The organism is Mycobacteroides sp. H001, assembly GCF_001440005.1.
GTDB lineage: Bacteria > Actinomycetota > Actinomycetes > Mycobacteriales > Mycobacteriaceae > Mycobacterium > Mycobacterium gwanakae.
Genome location: NZ_LJYH01000033.1, coordinates 84,399 through 99,854 on the forward strand (window position 1 = coordinate 84,399; position 15,456 = coordinate 99,854).

The window sequence follows — 15,456 nt, forward strand, 5'->3', positions numbered from 1 at the left end:
CGTGGCCGATCCGGCTCGCGCGCGGCGACTGGCCAAGAGGATCGGAGCCATCGTCGCCTCGGCGATCGAGTACGAAATCAAGGACCCGAGGCTGACGATGGTCACGGTCACCGATACCCGGGTGACCAACGATCTTCACGATGCGACCGTGTACTACACCGTGATGGGGCAGACTCTGTCCGACGAGCCGGATCTCGCCGGCGCGGCGGCTGCGCTAGAAAAGGCAAAGGGTGTGCTTCGAACCAAGGTGGGTGCCGGGACCGGAGTGAGGTTCACGCCCACCCTGACCTTCGTGCTCGACACGATGGCCGATTCCGCCCGGCACATGGAGGAACTGCTGGACCGGACGCGCGCGGCAGATGCCGCGCTCGCCGAGGTCCGCCAGGGAGCCGTCCATGCCGGTGACGCCGATCCCTACAAGGCGTCTCCCGACGAGGAATCTGCACCCGACGAGGACGATGAGCGCCGTCCCGATTGAGACGGGTGCCGTGGGGGCACGCGTAGACGTAGAGGGTGCGGTGGAGCTCCTGGCCAAGGCCAGGAGAGTGGTGATCATCTGCCATGTGCATCCCGACGCCGACACCGTGGGCAGCGGGTTGGCCCTTGGCCAGGTGCTGGTGGCCAAGGGCGTCGATGTTCAGGTGAGTTTTGGGGCACCGGCAACGCCTCCGGAGTCGGTGGGAACGCTGCCGGGCGCGGAGCTACTGGTCCCACCGCATGAGCTGCGTCGCGACCCCGATCTGGTGGTCACGGTCGACAGCCCGAGCGTGCGGCGGCTTGGTCAACTCGGCGAGCTGGTCGAGGGCTCCGCACCGGTGTTGGTGATCGATCACCACGTGTCCAATGAGCTCTTCGGTACGGCGAATTACGTTGACATCGAAGCTGATTCGACCACGATGATGGTGGCGCGGCTGCTCGACGCGTGGCGGGTGGACATCACCCCCGAGATGGCCCATTGTCTGTACGCCGGTTTGGTCACCGACAGTGGATCGTTCCGTTGGGCCACCGCGCAGGGGCACCGGTTGGCCGCGCGGTTGTTGGACTTGGGTGCCGACGGTGTGAACATCACCCGTACGTTCATGGATTCACATCCGTTTGTGTGGCTGCCGATCTTGTCGCGTGTGCTGGGCACCGCGGAGCTGATTCCCGATGCGGTCGGGGGTGCCGGATTGGTGTATGCCGTTGTCACCCACGATGTCTGGTCTTGCGCGCGCACCGAGGAAGTCGAGTCGATCGTCGATATCGTCCGCACCACCACCGAGGCCGAGGTTGCGGTGGTGTTCAAGGAGATCGAGCCCGACCATTGGTCGATATCGATGCGGGCCCGCTCTGCGGTGGACCTTTCCGCGGTAGCGGGCACCTTCGGCGGCGGTGGACATCGGCTGGCCGCCGGGTTCTCGGCGACCGGCCCGGTCGACGAGGTGGTGGCGGCGCTGGTCCGCGCCCTTGACTGACGCCACCGGCACGACCGGCCTGTCCGGGCTGGCCCGCCGGATCATCGCTTTGGCGGTGCCCGCGCTGGGAGTGCTGGCGGCCGAACCGCTGTATTTGCTGTTCGATATCGCCATGGTGGGTCGGCTGGGCGCGGTGCCGCTGGCGGGCTTGGCCGTCGGGGGACTGGTGCTTTCGCTTGTCGGGACGCAACTGACTTTCCTGTCGTACGGCACCACGGCCCGTGCCGCACGGCGTTTCGGCTCCGGTGATCGTCCTGGGGCGGTTCATGAGGGAGTGCAGGCGACCTGGCTGGCGCTCATCATCGGGGCCGCCGTGGTGCTCGTGGTTAATGTGGTGGCCTCGCCGGTGGTCCGGGTTATCGCTGCATCGCCCGATGTCGCCGCTCAAGGCCTCACGTGGGTGCGTATCGCGATCTTCGCGGCGCCCGCGATCCTGATCTCACTCGCAGGCAATGGGTGGATGCGGGGAGTGCAGAACACAGTCAGGCCGTTGCGGTATGTGATTGTCGGCTTTGCGGTTTCGGCAGTGCTGTGTCCGGTACTGATCTACGGGTTGCTGAGTGCGCCCCGGATGGGTTTGGCGGGGTCCGCCATCGCCAATCTGGTGGGGCAGTGGCTGGCCGCGATCCTCTTCTTACGGGCCCTGCACGCCGAGCAGGTTCGACTTCGGATGGATCCGCCGGTGTTGCGTGCGCAGCTGGTGCTGGCGCGTGATCTGCTGGTGCGCAGTCTGGCGTTTCAGGCCTGCTTCATCAGTGCCGCGGCGGTGGCCGCGCGGTTCGGGGCGGCAGCACTGGCGGCGCACCAGGTGGTCCTGCAGATGTGGAGTTTTCTTGCGCTGGTTCTTGATTCGCTTGCCATCGCGGCGCAAACCCTTGTTGGCGCCGCGCTGGGAGCCGGCCGGGTGCCGCAGGCCAAGTCTGTGGCGCGAAGGGTGACGGTGTTCTCACTGGGCTTCGCGGTGGTGTTGGCGGCGCTTCTGGCGCTCGGTGCGCCGGTGTTGCCTGGGCTGTTCACCTCCGATGTCGCGGTGCTGCATCAGATGCGGGTGCCGTGGTGGTTCCTGGTGTGCCAGTTGCCGATTTCGGGTGTGGTGTTCGCGCTGGACGGAGTGCTGCTGGGTGCCGCCGACGCCCGGTTCATGCGCAACGCCACCATGATCAGCGCATTGTGTGGATTCCTGCCGCTGGTGTGGTTATCGCTGGCGTACGGATGGGGACTGGCCGGAATCTGGTCCGGCCTTACCCTTTTCCTGGTGCTGCGGCTGATGTTGGTTGGTTGGCGCGCGTTGTCCGGACGCTGGGCGGTGCCGGGGTCCGGCTCGTGATCACTGCGCAGGTGGGTACTGCGGATACGGATATCCGGCCGGTGGCGGTGGGTATCCCGACGGCGGGTAGCTCTGGTAGACCGGTGGCTGTGCGGCCAAATGCCGAATCTGCCTGATCTGCCCCATGTTTCCGAAGATCGCGATCCAGTTCATGACCAGGATGGACAGAAAGCTCCACCACCCGGCTGCCAGATTGTGGGTCTGTGCGTCGCGGTAGGCGGCCTCGCACTGCTCAAGTGTGCCGGTGATGGTGTAGGACCGGGTGCTGAACATGATCAGCATCCCGGTGTGTTTGGTGAGCCGCACCTGGAAGTACCTGGGTGCTGCTGTCGGATAGTGCTGCGGGTACGACATGAACTCTCCCCCTGATCGTGTAGCTCACTTGATGATATCGGGGGTTTGCCAGGCTGCACCTATGTGATCCAGGTCACTTGCGGGGTATTCTGGGAAACGCTGGATGAGGAGGTGTTTCGAAATGAACCTTGATCGATTTGCCGTGTGGACCGGCTACTTCCTCGGGCTGGTGTCGGTCACGATCACCGCGCTGGGGCTGGCGGCGTTGGCCTCCGGGCATCACGGCTGGGGAATGGTCGCGGCCATTGCGTTACTGGTCGCCGCAGGGCTCGGATTCGCGGTAGTCGGCGGCACGGTGCACCACGACCACAAAGTCCACAAGGACACGCCGCACCTGATGTAGGGGTTTGAAAGATTGCCTCGATAGATGCTCCTAGAATGTAGCCTTACCTAAGTTAGGTCCATCGATCGAACGGAGCCACTCGCGCCGATGAACAGTTCCACCGGTTATCGAATCGGGCGAGAGATCACCGACGTGGCTACTGAGGTCGTCGATGCGGGTCCTCCGCCATTGCCCTTATTTGAGGGCACCCGCTACGGACTGCGGCCGGTGGATCCGGAAAGTGCGGACCCGGACATGCTCAGCGAGTGGTTTGCTCGTCCACATCTGCTCGAGACGTGGGAGCAGCCCTGGTCGGCTGTGCGATGGCGCGAAGATTCCTCGTATCGACTGGCCGGGCATTACTCGCTGCCTTGCATCCTCTCGGTAGATGGCGTCGAGGCAGGCTATGTGGAGATGTATCGATCTGCCCGGGATGAGATCGCCCGGATCTACGACGTTCATCCGCACGACACGGGGTTTCACATAGCGACTGCTGCCACCGAGCATCTGGGCCGGGGGGTCATTTCCGAGTGGATCCGGTTACTCCCGTTCGCCGTGTTCGAGGCCGACCCTGCATGTCGCCGGATGATGGGTGATCCAGCGGTCGACAATCCGTCGATCCTGAAGGTGCTCGCCCGCCTCGGTTGGACCGCGATGGGTGAGTTCGATGTTCGGCCGGACCGCCGGATTGCCCTGTACCGGTTCGACCGCTAGGAGTTCTGGCTACGCCCGCGCGCCATGATCGCGGCGCGGCGTTCCTCGACACCCTCGGCGATGGAATTCTGCTCGATCCACCGATGCGCGTCGTCCAGGGCCACCTGCAGGCCGTTGCCGACAAGCTCGGACTCGATGCGCCGGTAGGAGGCCAGGAGCTCACGTACCGCGGGCTGGTTGTTCCCGGCGATGGTCGCCGCGAGCCGCTTGGCCGCCGGCAGCAGGTCCTCGTGGGCAACCACCTCGGTGACCAGGCCGGCTCGTAACGCGTCCTCGGCCGAGAGGTAGTCGCCGGTGAGGCTCATGCGCCGCGCCAGGCCACGTCCGACCGACAGCGGCAGCAGCGTGGTCAGCCCCCAGGTGGGCAGGATGCCAACGCGCGCATGGGTATCGGCGAAACGAGCCTTTTCGGAGGCGATCAGGATGTCGCAGGCCAACGCCAGCTCCAGGCCGCCGGTAACGGCGGCGCCGTTGATGGCACCGATGACCGGCTTGGACAGCTCCGGCCACCACGGGTCCAGGGTGTCGGCCCGATCGCCGCTGCCCAACTCCTTGAGGTCGACGCCTGCACAGAACACCGGGTCGGCGGCGGTCAGGATCATCACGTCGACGTTATCGTCAGCGTCGGCAGCGGTGACGGCCTTGACGATCTCGTCGCCGAGCGCCTTGCTCAGCGCATTGCGGGCCTGCGGACGGTTGAGCGTGATGGTGCAGATCCGGTCTTCGGTCTGCGTCAAGAGAATTTGTTCGGTCATGCGTCGATAACCTCCTTGGCGATACGTTCGGCGTGGACGGCGCGGCCTCCGAAGAGTGCCGAATTGCTGACTGCCCGTTTGTAATACAGGTGGGCCGGGTGTTCCCAGGTAAATCCGATGCCGCCATGGCTCTGAATGGCCTTGGCGGTTACCTCTACCGCTCCCGCGGACGCTACCTGCTGGGCGATGCTCGTGGCCAGCGCAGGGTCGTCAAGGCTTGGGTCGTCATGTGACCATGCCGCATGATAGGCGGCGCCACGCACATTCCCGGCGGCCGCGGCCATGTCGGCAAGGCGGTGCTTGACGGCCTGGAACGACCCGATGATCCGTCCGAACTGAATTCGGGACTTGGCGTATTCGGTTGTCACGTCCAGCATGTGGGCAGCGATACCGGCCTGTTCGGCCGCCAGCGCGGTGGCGGCAACGTCCAGCGCATGCGATACGGCCGAGGCGCCGTTTCCGGCTTCGCCGATCACCCGTGCGGGAGTCGAGTCGAAGTGGATGTTGGCCTGGCGCCGGGTCAGATCCAGGGTGGCCAGGGCATGCCGATCAACGCCAGGCGCGTTCCCGTCGACCGCGAAAAGTGTTGGGCCAGAGTCGGCATCGGCCAGCACCAGAATCACGTCCGCGGTGGCGCCGTCTGGAACGTGCTCGGCGTCGCCGGTGAGCTTCCATCCGTCGTCGTCGAATTCAGCGGACACTGTGATGGCGTCGGCGAGCCGGGTTCGCCCTCCGGCCAGCGTGATCGTCTTGGCGCCGGAGGCCAATGCGGGTACCCATTCGGTAAGGGCGTCGCCGTCGCCGCTGGCCACCAGCGCGGCGGCGCCGAGTGCTGCGCTCGATATCCACGGTAGACACGCCAGCGCTCGCCCCAATTCCTCTGCGACGATGGCTAATTCGATTACGCCCAGGCCTCCGCCGCCATATTCTTCGGGCAGGCTCAGTCCCACGACACCCAGCTCGGACCCGAGGGCGTGCCAGGCCTCCAGGTCGATGGTTCCGGCATCGGCGATCTGGCGTACATGCTCGGGTGTCCAGACCCGTTCGCACCAACTACGCACCAGCGAACGCAGGTCGCCGTGCTCTTCGGTGAACTCGAATTCAGCCACGGGGCACCTCTTTCCATGCTTTGTCGGTGTCGACCCGGATATCGCCCGGTAACCCGAGAACGCGCTCCCCGATGATGTTGCGCATCACGTCGGAGGTGCCGCCCTCGATGGTGTTGGCTTTGGACCGCAGGAAGGCCCACATGGTGTCGGCGCGGCGGTCATCCTCGACGACGCGCCGCATATCGTAAGAGGCGTACAGAGTCGCCTCGATGCCTAGCAGTTCGACACAGAAGTCGTAGATCTGCTGGTTGAGCTCCGCGCCCATCAGCTTGCCGATCGACCCCTCCGGACCCATGGGCGCATCGCCCTGGGCGGCGATCCTCATCTGGGTGCCATAGCGGTTTCCCTCTGAGCGCACGAACAGGTTGGTCAGCTTGGCCCGCAGCTCGGGGGTGTGTAGGTCGGGGCGTTGCTTCCACAGATTCAGTGCGTTGCCGATCGATCCGCCGGCGCGACCGTGGTCGAACGCACCGCCCAGCGCGCTGCGCTCGTTCATCAGCGTTGTCATCGAGACTCGCCAGCCGTCGCCCTCATTGCCCAGCCGATGTGCATCCGGGATGCGGACATCGGTGAGGTACACCTCGTTGAACTCGGCATCTCCGGTCATTTGGCGCAGCGGACGGACCTCGACGCCCGGATCGGTCATATCGACCACGAAATAAGTCAGGCCGCGGTGCTTGGGCACGTCGGGATTGCTGCGGGCCACCAACAGTGCCCAGCGTGCCTGATGGGCGCCAGAGGTCCACACCTTCTGGCCGTTGATGACCCATTCGTCGCCGTCGCGTATCGCGCGGGTGGCCAGGCCCGCGAGGTCGGAACCGGCCCCGGGCTCACTGAACAGCTGACACCAGAGCTCCTCACCGGTGAACAGCGGACGCAGAATCCGCTGGGTGAGCTCGGGTTGCCCGTGCGCGAGCACCGTGGGTGCCGCCATGCCGTAGCCGATCACGTTGATAAACAACGGGTCTGGCATGCCCGCCGCGCGCAGGATGGTGTCGGAAACGGACTGGAGCGCAGGAGGCGCGTCGAGGCCGCCGAGGCCGACCGGGAACTGAACCCAGGCCAGGCCCGCGTCATAGACGGCGCCCAGCAGCTCGGTAACAGGGGTGGAAGTGGGGGGATGGCTGGCGAGAACCTCGTGCGCGGCGGCCGCGATGCGTTCGCGTAGCGCGCTAGACGGCTCCGATGACGTCACTGGCATGACTTACGTATACACGCGCATGTGAACTAACCGGTGGGTGGGGCATGGCGTCATCGGAATTGTCTTTCTACTGTCGTAGGTATGTGCAGGAACATCACCGAACTACGCGGGTTGGAACCTGCCGCGACCGACCAGGAGATCGAGGCGGCGGCGCGGCAGTACATCCGCAAGATCAGCGGGATTCAGAAGACCTCCGATGCCAACCGGGAAGCGTTCGAGCATGCGGTGGCGGAGGTGACGGCCACGACGATGCGGCTGCTCGCCGTGCTGCCTGCGCGGCGTCAGCCACCCAAGACGGTGCCCCCGTTGCGGCGACCCGAGGTACAGGCGCGCATCGCGGCTCGCGGCTGACCGATCTGATCTCAGAACTTGTAGGCGGGCGCGAGAATGTTTGCGACCCGGCGATTTTCCACGAGGCAACCGGGGCCGTCGGGGGAGTACTTCTGCGATGCGTAGTACAGCGACTGCTGGACCACGCCATAGCTGGTCTTGAAGGTGATCATGCAGGACACCCACCACTGGTTGTTCCAGTCTGTGGGTTTCATGATGTTGTACTCGGCAGCGCGGTGACCCTGAATGGTTGTCTCCACGCCGTCGGCCGGCAGTGAGTCCTCATATGTGCGCCACACGACCGCCTCGACGGCCAATTGATAGTTGTTGCGCGAGTCGTACCGGCAGCGCAGTCCCTCTTCGGGCGCGGGTGGCGTCTGGTCAAGGCCCGCGGCCGCGATGACCGAGCTGGGGATCTCGTAACAGGGATCAAAGGGGCGCGGATCGGTGACCGGGACAACCGGCCATTTGATCGTGGTGGTAGCGGCCCCCGTGCTCGCGGGTCCGGTCATCGGTGCCGTGGAGAACCGCAGCTGGAAGGGTGCGCTGGTGGTGTGCTCTGACGGTGCGGTACGCCAGACCACGAAGCCGCCCAGCGTCAGCGCCATCAGGGCAACGCAGAATCCAGCTCGGACTACGCCTGCCCGTTGGGCCATGCGAATTCACCTCAATCTGATCGGCCGCGGTGCGCCGAAGTCTAGCCGCGTGTCTATCTCATACGGAACATCGAAAACACTAGAACACGTTCTAGTCCGGGAGTATCGTGACGCCATGGCACGAATTGGGAATTACGCGGACGACGATGTGGCCGGCTGGTTGATGGGTTCGCCCGAGATGGCGCCCGGCTTCGCCGGATTTTCGGATGCGGTCTACAACCGCAGCCGGCTTCCGATCGGGGTACGAGAACTCGCACGTATGGCTGTGGCCTTTGCGAACGAATGCTCCGTCTGCCAGAACACCCGTTTCGTTCAGAGCGGAGAGTTGGACGCCGACTTCTATGCGGACGCCGACCAGTGGCGCACTTCGCCGCGATACAGCGACGCCGAGCGGATCGCGGCCGAATTCGCGCATCGCTTCGCGACCGATCATGTCGGATTACGGGAGGACGACGAGTTCTGGGCGCGAGCCCACGAGCACCTCGATGACGGGCTCTTGACGGACCTGGCGCTGTCCTGCGCATTCTGGGTGGGAAGCGGACGTGCGTTGCGAGTTCTCGACGTGGGACAGAGTTGCAAGATAAACCTGTAGGTACATTGGCCGGATGACGCAGGAACGGGAGCCCAGGCTGTGGGCGATCAGCGACCTGCATGTCGGGCAGTCGGCCAACAAGTCTGTTCTCGAGGAACTGCATCCGGCCTCGCCTGAGGACTGGCTGATCGTCGCCGGTGATGTGGCCGAGCGTAGTGATGACATCCGGGGCGCGCTGGATCTGTTGCGGCGCAGGTTCGCCAAGGTGATCTGGGTGCCGGGTAACCATGAACTATGGACGACTGCGCGTGATCCCATGCAGATCTTCGGGCAGTCTCGCTATGACTATCTGGTCAATATGTGCGATGAGATGGGTGTCGTCACCCCCGAGCATCCGTATCCGGTGTGGGTGGAACAAGGTGGTCCCGCGACCATCGTGCCGATGTTCGTGTTGTACGACTACACGTTTCTGCCGGAGGGGGCCAACTCCAAGGCCGAGGGTCTCAAGATCGCCCGCGATCGCAATGTCGTGGCGACCGACGAGTTCCTGCTCTCCAGTGAGCCTTTCGCGACGCGCGATGCATGGTGCCGGGATCGGTTGCGGTACACCAGGAAGCGACTGGAAGATCTGGACTGGATGACGCCGACAGTCTTGGTGAACCATTTTCCTCTGGTGCGTGAACCCTGTGATGCACTGTTCTATCCGGAGTTTTCGTTGTGGTGCGGAACCACCGAGACCGCGGACTGGCATACCCGCTACAACGCGGTGTGCTCGGTGTACGGACATCTGCACATCCCGCGGACCACCTGGTATGACGATGTCCGGTTCGAGGAGGTATCGGTTGGCTATCCGCGGGAATGGGCGCAGCGCAAACCGTATTCGTGGCTCAGGCAGATTCTTCCCGCCCCGCACTATCCACCCGGATACCTCAACGAGTTCGGCGGTCATTTTGAGATCACCGAACAGATGAGGGTGTCGGCCAAGCGATTCCGTGAACGGCTTGCCAAGGAGCGCGCCAGTGACTGATGAGTTGATCGCCTCGGTGGTTCCCGATGTGCTGTCCTCGGCCGAGTTGTACGAGGATCCACCGGGGTTGACACCGCTGCCGGAGGAGGAACCGCTGATCGCCAAGTCGGTGGCCAAGCGGCGCAATGAATTCATCACCGTGCGGTACTGCGCGCGGCAGGCCCTGTCCGTCCTTGGCGTACCCGAGGTCCCGATCCTCAAGGGGGACAAGGGGCAGCCATTGTGGCCCCACGGTGTGGTGGGCAGCATGACGCACACCGAGGGATTTCGCGGCGCGGTAGTGGGCCGCGTAGGCGAAGTGCGTTCGGTGGGGATCGATGCCGAACCGCATGACGTCTTGCCTAACGGAGTGCTCAAATCGATCACCCTTCCGGTCGAACGCGATGAACTCGCTGCCTTGCCTGGGGGCACGCATTGGGATCGATTGCTGTTCTGCGCCAAGGAGACGACGTATAAGGCGTGGTTCCCGCTGACAACGCGGTGGCTCGGTTTCGAGGACGCCCACATCACGCTCGACCCGGACGGGACCTTCACCTCACGAATCCTGGTGGACGGCAAGGCTAACGACGGCAGCGTGCTCTCGACGTTCGACGGCCGGTGGATCATCGACAAGGGTCTGATCTTGACCGCCATCGTGGTGCCGTGACCGATCCCTTGAGTCGTGCGGGCCTCGTAATTGTCGATAAGCCCGCCGGGATGACGAGCCATGACGTGGTTTCCCGCTGCCGAAGGCTGTTTTCCACGCGCAAGGTCGGGCATGCGGGCACTCTCGATCCGATGGCCACTGGGGTCCTCGTGATCGGTATCGAACGAGCCACCAAGATCATGGGACTGCTGACGCTGACCACCAAGTCGTACGCGGCCACCATCCGTTTTGGGCAGGGCACCAGCACCGATGACGCCGAAGGTGAGGTGCTGCAAACGGTATCGGCTTCTCATCTGACCGATGGGGATATCGAGGCGGCCGTTGCCCGGCTGCGCGGGGATATCGAACAGGTGCCGTCCTCGGTGAGCGCTATCAAAGTGGATGGGCAACGCGCGTACAAGCTCGCGCGGGAGGGGCAGTCGGTCGAGCTGGCGGCGCGTCCCGTGAGCATCTCGCGGTTCGAGGTACTGGCGGTGCGGCGCCCGGGCGATGGCTATGTCGATGTGGACGTGGAAGTCGACTGCTCCTCGGGGACCTACATTCGGGCGCTGGCCCGTGACGCGGGGGCCGCGCTGGGTGTTGGTGGGCATCTGACGGCGTTGCGGCGCACCAGGGTTGGTGATTTCTCGCTCGAGAGGGCGCGCACACTCGACGAACTCGCCGACGATGCGACGTTGACACTGGATCTGGACACCGCTTGCCGGGATGGATTCCCCCGACGTGACTTGGATGCGGCGGAGGTTGATTCGGTGCGCAATGGGCGTCCGTTAGCGGCGGCCGGCATCGAGGGGACCTACGCGGCGGTGGATGCCGATAATCGCGTCATCGCGTTGCTGGCCGATAAGGGTTCTCGCACCACGTCGGTGGTGGTGCTGCGTCCGGCGAATTTGTAACGACTATCCGAAAACCGCCTTGTGCCACCACCATTTGGGATCGCTGAACCACGAGCCGAACCTGACGGCGGTCAACACCCGGAGTTTCGTCATGTCGATGTCGTAACGTGCGTAGAGCGCGGCGAGTTCGGCTAGGTCCCATTCGTCGCCGTCACTGTTGATGTCCACATTGATATAGAGGGTCTCTAGTTGTCCCTGGTATGACGAGACGACGGGAATTTTGTCCAACCTTTCGAAGAAAGCGTTTTCGTCGAAGGTTGAGTAGTAGAGAACACCGGTGGCCTCGAGAACGACGTGATCAGGAGCCTCGATCACGTCGACGTCTGCGGGCCAGACGTTCCTATGTGTGCCGACTGTGGGCTTGATGCTCCAGATGTGCTCGCCCGAGAACAGCGGGCCCTTCCGACGGTCCTCAGCTGGTGGTGGGCGGTCGAAAATTTCCTTATGCCAGAATCGATCTGGGGCGCTGAACCAAGAACCCAGGCGATGGTCTGCGAAGACTTGCAATTCTGCCGGATCCATGTGATATCTGCGATAAAGCGCAACAAATTCAGATAGTGCATCTTCATCAATAGCGGAAGGGGCGATCGCTATCTCCAGAGTTCTGTCGTAGCCACTGTACGACAGGACTGCAGGTATCTTATCGAGCCACTCAAAGAACGCCGCTTCGTCTAAAGGTAGTTGGTACTGAACTCCGGTCGCCTCCAGTATTAGCGCCTTGTCGTCACTCACTCACCTTCTCCTTCGGTACGAGGCGGGAATACATTTTCGTGTCTACCTGTTTTGGGATTCTGAACGTCCCATTGCGGGCCTCCGTGCGCGCCTCCTGGTCGCGCTGGCGAACCGGGCCCAGTAGGAACCCAGACCTTGCCGTCGGCAGCTTCCCAGCCGAATCCTCTACCGTTTGGGTTCGGTACCCATCTGGGGCCGCCCTTTGGTGGCACATATTCTTGTGACAACGATCCCGCTGGATAGTCACCCGGATAACCAGGTGCCTTTGCGCCGGTCTTGTCGAACGCGTCACCAGGTGGTTTGTAGTTCGAGTAGACGACTGTTTCCCCGGTAATCGTTGCGATCGACAACCCTATGATCGCGCCGAGGCCCGCAGCGGTGACCGCTTCTGCGCTAAAAGTGATACCGCCCAACGTCGTAAGGAATGGGCGGATGCATGCCGCAAGCGATGACGCGCAGGCGTCCACCGCCGTGGCTGCAATCTCGGCGCCACCTGCGGTAGCACGGCCACGAGTGATAACAGCGATCGCGGCGATGGCGGCCAGTCCAACACCGAGAGTGGTGGCGATGGCGAACTGCATATCTGAGCGCAGCTGATTGAGCGCCGCGTGGTGGGCGGTTGTCGAGGTCGCGAGATCGCTTGCCGCCAGCTTGATTCTGCCCGCACTTGTCGAGAGCGTCGTGAGGTGCTCGCTGAGGTTCGGGATATCCGGAGCATGAAAATTGCTCAATGCACTAGCCGCGAGCCTCAGATCGGATTCGCCCCGTGAGATCGCGTCATTATCGGCAAAGGTCTTCCACGCCTTGGCCGCACTGTCGAGCTTGTCGGTATCACCGTCCGGGATCTCACCGCCCGCCACCTGAGCAACGACCTTCTTGTACAGGTCGGGCACATCCGACTCGAGACCCGGGCCGTTGTGTTTTGACGATGCCACACCGACGACGACGTCTGCCCCATAAGGCAATTCGGACGGGATCGTCCGGGGGCAAGCCGGGCCCGTTCCCTTGTTGGGATCGCGGTTCGCTCTCCAATCGGCGATGGCCCAGTTGTAGCCCGCCGCTGTCAGGATGTCGCCCAGGCGTTGCAGCGCTCGTGCATATTCGGTGCTCGCCGTGGTGAGAGCAGCGGCACGATTGTCGTACCCCGAAGACCAGGCTTTGACGGCTTGATAGCCGCCGGCCATTCCGCTGGTTTCCAGGGTGAGAGCACGGGAAAGAGGTTTGAACGCGGCTTGGACGTCGCTCGAGAGTTTGTAGCAGGTGTTGGCGGCCGCGTAGTACGCCGCTGATTCGACGACAACGGGCATATCAACCCCGCGTCATTCGAAGATTGGCTTCTTGTGCCTCCGAGTAGGCGCCGTGAGCGGTTCGCGCGGCCTCTTCCATCTGGTTCAGCCCCTCGACAAGCTCACGCGCCGCATCCATCCATTCCTTGTGGGCTTCGGAGTAGGCGGCAGCAGCGGCACCGGTCCACTGCCCGCTTTGCACAAGTGTCTGAGCGCGCGACTCCAGCTGGTCGAGGTTCTCGGTGACAAACTCCTTGAAACCCCGAGCGCGCGACGTCACCTGCTCGATGTGGTCAAGATCGAAGGAGAACTCCGATTCCACGTGAGCGGCCATTCCCTCAGCCCGCCTGTGTCGACGTGATGGACGAGGCGGTGGAGGTCTCCTGCGCGTGGAATGCCGCAGCATTTGAGTCCAGCGTAGAGGCGATATCCGTCAGCGCGTTCCATACTTTCGTTGCGCCCTCCTGCATTTCGTCCCATCCGGACCGGTAGGCATCGGCGGCGCTGCCCTTCCAGACACCGAACAACGACTGGACGTCGCGATCCAGTGAACTTGACCCCGCTCTCATTTGGTCGGCAAGGCCCGCGGCGAACTTACTGAGCGCACCGACCTCGTCGATTACCACCTGCAGCGGCGGATTGCCGGCTGATGTCATTGCCTCGCCCTCCCTGGGTTCGATGCGGTCTTTTATGGGTCTGACGCGGCCGGCGGCGATTCGGTTCCGCCTTTTTCACGGATGTTCATACCCCCAAAAGACAGGTCAGTCGGGCGGGCGGATCCACCGGCTTGGCGGGTGCAACTCCCTGGGCATCCACATCAGCGGCTGCCGGTCGGCGAAATGCGGGTCGAGCTCGGGGTTCCCGGGGAACCGGCCCTCGCCATCGGGCCAGAGGATCTGCAGGTACCGCACGCGGTTCGTCCGGTTGAACCACAGCCCGAACCCGAACTCGTTGTCATACCAACTCGGATCGATGGGCGAGAGCTTGACCTGGTAGTCGTCCACGGCGGGCAGGGCGAGCACATCCTCGAACGTCTCGCCGACCTGCAGCACCCGGCCTTCCTGTGCCTGCTTGGCGACTGCGTTGAGAGCACGCTGCATCATGGTGATGTCGTTGACGCCGTAGATTGCCAGCTCGGGCAGGCGCATGGTGTGCCACAGTCCCACGGTGTAGGCGAACGGTGGGCTTTCCTCCGCCGAGGTGGGGCCGATTCCCAGTGCGCTCCAACCGTATTCGGTGACGCTGCCGATGATGTCGCGATCGCTGTCGTTGTAGTCGTGGCGGTCGCCGTAGTCGACACACAGGAGGCACTCACACGCCGCGTGGTCGGTCATTTCAGTCGAGTACGACCCAAATCGATTGAGCTGCAGGGTTTCCCAGCTCCAGCTTCTTCTCGCCGCTGTCTGGTCCGGCGCTGTCAATCGACACCGAGATGGTTCCGGCGAAGTCCCGTCGTTCGTCGACCGTCACCCGGGCGTCCAATGCCACGCCGACCGTGTCGAAGTAGCGCAGCATTTCAGGATCTGAGTCGGAGATCCGGGCCACTACGCCGGTGTCACCGTTGGCGCAGTCCGACAGCTGGCGAGCCGGGGGAGTGGGCACCTGCCCGTCGGGGCCGGGAATCGGGTCGCCGTGCGGATCGCGCTGCGGGTGACCGAGCTTCGCGTCGATCTTGGCCAGCAGCAGATCCGAGACGGCGTGCTCGAGCACCTCAGCCTCGTCGTGTACCTCGTCCCACCCGTAGCCGAGTTCGTTGACCAGATAGGTCTCCAGCAGCCGATGCCTGCGGACCATGAGTACCGCGGCCTTGCGGCCCTGGCTCGTCAACGTCACGGCGCCGTACTTCTCGTGATCCACCAGACCTTGGTCGGCGAGCTTGCGGATCGACTCGGAGGCGGTGCTCGCCGACACGCCCATGCGTTCGGCCAGCATCTTGGTGCTTACCTTCTCGCGCGACCACTCCTGCGCGGTCCAGATCACCTTGAGGTAATCCTGGGCAACCGTCGTCAGGTCGGTGTCGGCGGATCCGGCGGGTCGGTCGGATCGAGTGGGGCTCACGATGCTTAGCCTAACCAGGCGCCAAGGGATGCTCAGCCTAACCAGCCGCCGCGTCCCGAA

21 protein-coding genes are annotated in these 15,456 nt (G+C 63.7%); 10 read left to right on the forward strand and 11 right to left on the reverse strand.

Features of this window, described 5'->3' with window-relative positions:
* Position 1: 1 nt before the first annotated feature.
* The 3 genes from rbfA to AOT83_RS15540 are packed head-to-tail and all read left to right on the forward strand — an operon-like array spanning position 2 to position 2,781.
* Entirely contained in the window at positions 2-478 is a 477-nt protein-coding gene (gene rbfA / locus AOT83_RS15530) for a 30S ribosome-binding factor RbfA (protein WP_030093943.1), read from the forward strand.
* Positions 459-1,454: a bifunctional oligoribonuclease/PAP phosphatase NrnA gene (locus AOT83_RS15535; protein WP_030093942.1), complete on the forward strand. Its 996-nt coding sequence runs from the start codon at positions 459-461 to the stop codon at positions 1,452-1,454. Before rbfA ends, AOT83_RS15535 begins: the two co-directional genes overlap by 20 nt.
* Positions 1,447-2,781, forward strand: coding sequence for an MATE family efflux transporter (locus tag AOT83_RS15540; protein ID WP_057966154.1), 1,335 nt, complete (start codon positions 1,447-1,449; stop codon positions 2,779-2,781). Before AOT83_RS15535 ends, AOT83_RS15540 begins: the two co-directional genes overlap by 8 nt.
* Here AOT83_RS15540 and AOT83_RS15545 read toward each other — a convergent pair whose 3' ends face one another.
* The gene (locus AOT83_RS15545) at positions 2,782-3,135 is read right to left on the reverse strand and encodes a hypothetical protein (protein ID WP_057966153.1); all 354 of its coding nucleotides are present in this window, start codon (positions 3,133-3,135) and stop codon (positions 2,782-2,784) included.
* A gap of 121 nt (positions 3,136-3,256) precedes the next feature.
* Between AOT83_RS15545 and AOT83_RS15550 the strand changes: the two genes are divergently transcribed.
* Both AOT83_RS15550 and AOT83_RS15555 read left to right on the forward strand, forming a co-directional pair.
* Positions 3,257-3,478, forward strand: coding sequence for a hypothetical protein (locus AOT83_RS15550; protein WP_057966152.1), 222 nt, complete (start codon positions 3,257-3,259; stop codon positions 3,476-3,478).
* An 87-nt stretch (positions 3,479-3,565) separates the two neighbouring features.
* Positions 3,566-4,171: a GNAT family N-acetyltransferase gene (locus AOT83_RS15555; RefSeq protein WP_057966151.1), complete on the forward strand. Its 606-nt coding sequence runs from the start codon at positions 3,566-3,568 to the stop codon at positions 4,169-4,171.
* Here the strand turns inward: AOT83_RS15555 and AOT83_RS15560 are convergent.
* Genes AOT83_RS15560 through AOT83_RS15570 form a run of 3 tightly spaced genes read right to left on the reverse strand, consistent with a single transcriptional unit; the run spans position 4,168 to position 7,236 of the window.
* Positions 4,168-4,926, reverse strand: coding sequence for an enoyl-CoA hydratase (locus tag AOT83_RS15560; protein ID WP_030093938.1), 759 nt, complete (start codon positions 4,924-4,926; stop codon positions 4,168-4,170). The genes AOT83_RS15555 and AOT83_RS15560 overlap by 4 nt on opposite strands.
* Complete coding sequence (locus tag AOT83_RS15565; RefSeq protein ID WP_109394686.1) at positions 4,923-6,035, reverse strand: acyl-CoA dehydrogenase family protein; 1,113 nt, start codon at positions 6,033-6,035, stop codon at positions 4,923-4,925. The genes AOT83_RS15560 and AOT83_RS15565 overlap by 4 nt, the downstream gene beginning before the upstream one ends.
* A complete protein-coding gene (locus AOT83_RS15570) occupies positions 6,028-7,236 on the reverse strand; it encodes an acyl-CoA dehydrogenase family protein (protein WP_057966149.1) in 1,209 nt (402 codons plus the stop codon). Before AOT83_RS15570 ends, AOT83_RS15565 begins: the two co-directional genes overlap by 8 nt.
* An 81-nt stretch (positions 7,237-7,317) precedes the next feature.
* Here AOT83_RS15570 and AOT83_RS15575 point away from each other — a divergent pair, with 81 nt between their 5' ends.
* Positions 7,318-7,587, forward strand: coding sequence for a DUF2277 domain-containing protein (locus AOT83_RS15575; RefSeq protein ID WP_057966148.1), 270 nt, complete (start codon positions 7,318-7,320; stop codon positions 7,585-7,587).
* Positions 7,588-7,598: 11 nt separating this feature from the next.
* Here AOT83_RS15575 and AOT83_RS15580 read toward each other — a convergent pair whose 3' ends face one another.
* On the reverse strand, positions 7,599-8,222 hold the full coding sequence (locus AOT83_RS15580) for a DUF3558 family protein (RefSeq protein ID WP_057966147.1): 624 nt from the start codon (positions 8,220-8,222) through the stop codon (positions 7,599-7,601).
* A 115-nt stretch (positions 8,223-8,337) separates the two neighbouring features.
* On the opposite strand from AOT83_RS15580, the gene AOT83_RS15585 reads away from it, so the two are divergent.
* From AOT83_RS15585 to truB, 4 genes are read left to right on the forward strand one after another with little or no spacing between them, the layout of a single operon-like run.
* Positions 8,338-8,814 carry a hypothetical protein gene (locus AOT83_RS15585; RefSeq protein WP_057966146.1) on the forward strand — a complete coding sequence of 159 codons (477 nt, stop codon included), beginning with the start codon at positions 8,338-8,340 and terminating at the stop codon, positions 8,812-8,814.
* A gap of 13 nt (positions 8,815-8,827) precedes the next feature.
* The gene (locus AOT83_RS15590) at positions 8,828-9,781 is read left to right on the forward strand and encodes a metallophosphoesterase (RefSeq protein ID WP_030093932.1); all 954 of its coding nucleotides are present in this window, start codon (positions 8,828-8,830) and stop codon (positions 9,779-9,781) included.
* Between the two features lie 4 nt (positions 9,782-9,785).
* Positions 9,786-10,427, forward strand: coding sequence for a 4'-phosphopantetheinyl transferase (locus AOT83_RS15595; protein WP_030093931.1), 642 nt, complete (start codon positions 9,786-9,788; stop codon positions 10,425-10,427).
* Positions 10,424-11,320, forward strand: a complete 897-nt coding sequence (gene truB / locus AOT83_RS15600; RefSeq protein ID WP_081343755.1) for a tRNA pseudouridine(55) synthase TruB — start codon at positions 10,424-10,426, stop codon at positions 11,318-11,320. The genes AOT83_RS15595 and truB overlap by 4 nt, the downstream gene beginning before the upstream one ends.
* 3 nt (positions 11,321-11,323) lie before the next feature.
* Here truB and AOT83_RS15605 read toward each other — a convergent pair whose 3' ends face one another.
* The 6 genes from AOT83_RS15605 to mntR form a co-directional block, all read right to left on the reverse strand.
* A complete protein-coding gene (locus AOT83_RS15605) occupies positions 11,324-12,052 on the reverse strand; it encodes a hypothetical protein (protein ID WP_057966145.1) in 729 nt (242 codons plus the stop codon).
* The gene (locus tag AOT83_RS15610) at positions 12,049-13,359 is read right to left on the reverse strand and encodes a polymorphic toxin type 37 domain-containing protein (RefSeq protein ID WP_057966144.1); all 1,311 of its coding nucleotides are present in this window, start codon (positions 13,357-13,359) and stop codon (positions 12,049-12,051) included. The genes AOT83_RS15605 and AOT83_RS15610 overlap by 4 nt, the downstream gene beginning before the upstream one ends.
* Before the next feature lies 1 nt (position 13,360).
* Positions 13,361-13,672: a WXG100 family type VII secretion target gene (locus AOT83_RS15615; protein ID WP_030093927.1), complete on the reverse strand. Its 312-nt coding sequence runs from the start codon at positions 13,670-13,672 to the stop codon at positions 13,361-13,363.
* Between the two features lie 4 nt (positions 13,673-13,676).
* Positions 13,677-13,994, reverse strand: coding sequence for a WXG100 family type VII secretion target (locus AOT83_RS15620; protein ID WP_057966143.1), 318 nt, complete (start codon positions 13,992-13,994; stop codon positions 13,677-13,679).
* A 105-nt stretch (positions 13,995-14,099) separates the two neighbouring features.
* The gene (locus AOT83_RS15625) at positions 14,100-14,672 is read right to left on the reverse strand and encodes a DUF4262 domain-containing protein (RefSeq protein WP_030093925.1); all 573 of its coding nucleotides are present in this window, start codon (positions 14,670-14,672) and stop codon (positions 14,100-14,102) included.
* A 1-nt stretch (position 14,673) separates the two neighbouring features.
* Entirely contained in the window at positions 14,674-15,396 is a 723-nt protein-coding gene (mntR, locus tag AOT83_RS15630; protein ID WP_030093924.1) for a manganese-binding transcriptional regulator MntR, read from the reverse strand.
* Between the last annotated feature and the right edge of the window lie 60 nt (positions 15,397-15,456).

Coding starts and splice junctions, on each gene's coding strand:
- AOT83_RS15575 (WP_057966148.1), top strand. CDS start 7,318: ATGTGCAGGAACATCACCGAACTACGCGGGTTGGAACCTGCCGCGACC.
- AOT83_RS15620 (WP_057966143.1), bottom strand. CDS start 13,994: ATGACATCAGCCGGCAATCCGCCGCTGCAGGTGGTAATCGACGAGGTC.
- AOT83_RS15535 (WP_030093942.1), top strand. CDS start 459: ATGAGCGCCGTCCCGATTGAGACGGGTGCCGTGGGGGCACGCGTAGAC.
- AOT83_RS15570 (WP_057966149.1), bottom strand. CDS start 7,236: ATGCCAGTGACGTCATCGGAGCCGTCTAGCGCGCTACGCGAACGCATC.
- AOT83_RS15580 (WP_057966147.1), bottom strand. CDS start 8,222: ATGGCCCAACGGGCAGGCGTAGTCCGAGCTGGATTCTGCGTTGCCCTG.
- AOT83_RS15560 (WP_030093938.1), bottom strand. CDS start 4,926: ATGACCGAACAAATTCTCTTGACGCAGACCGAAGACCGGATCTGCACC.
- AOT83_RS15545 (WP_057966153.1), bottom strand. CDS start 3,135: ATGTCGTACCCGCAGCACTATCCGACAGCAGCACCCAGGTACTTCCAG.
- AOT83_RS15590 (WP_030093932.1), top strand. CDS start 8,828: ATGACGCAGGAACGGGAGCCCAGGCTGTGGGCGATCAGCGACCTGCAT.
- AOT83_RS15625 (WP_030093925.1), bottom strand. CDS start 14,672: ATGACCGACCACGCGGCGTGTGAGTGCCTCCTGTGTGTCGACTACGGC.
- AOT83_RS15555 (WP_057966151.1), top strand. CDS start 3,566: ATGAACAGTTCCACCGGTTATCGAATCGGGCGAGAGATCACCGACGTG.
- AOT83_RS15610 (WP_057966144.1), bottom strand. CDS start 13,359: ATGCCCGTTGTCGTCGAATCAGCGGCGTACTACGCGGCCGCCAACACC.
- AOT83_RS15615 (WP_030093927.1), bottom strand. CDS start 13,672: ATGGCCGCTCACGTGGAATCGGAGTTCTCCTTCGATCTTGACCACATC.
- AOT83_RS15550 (WP_057966152.1), top strand. CDS start 3,257: ATGAACCTTGATCGATTTGCCGTGTGGACCGGCTACTTCCTCGGGCTG.
- AOT83_RS15585 (WP_057966146.1), top strand. CDS start 8,338: ATGGCACGAATTGGGAATTACGCGGACGACGATGTGGCCGGCTGGTTG.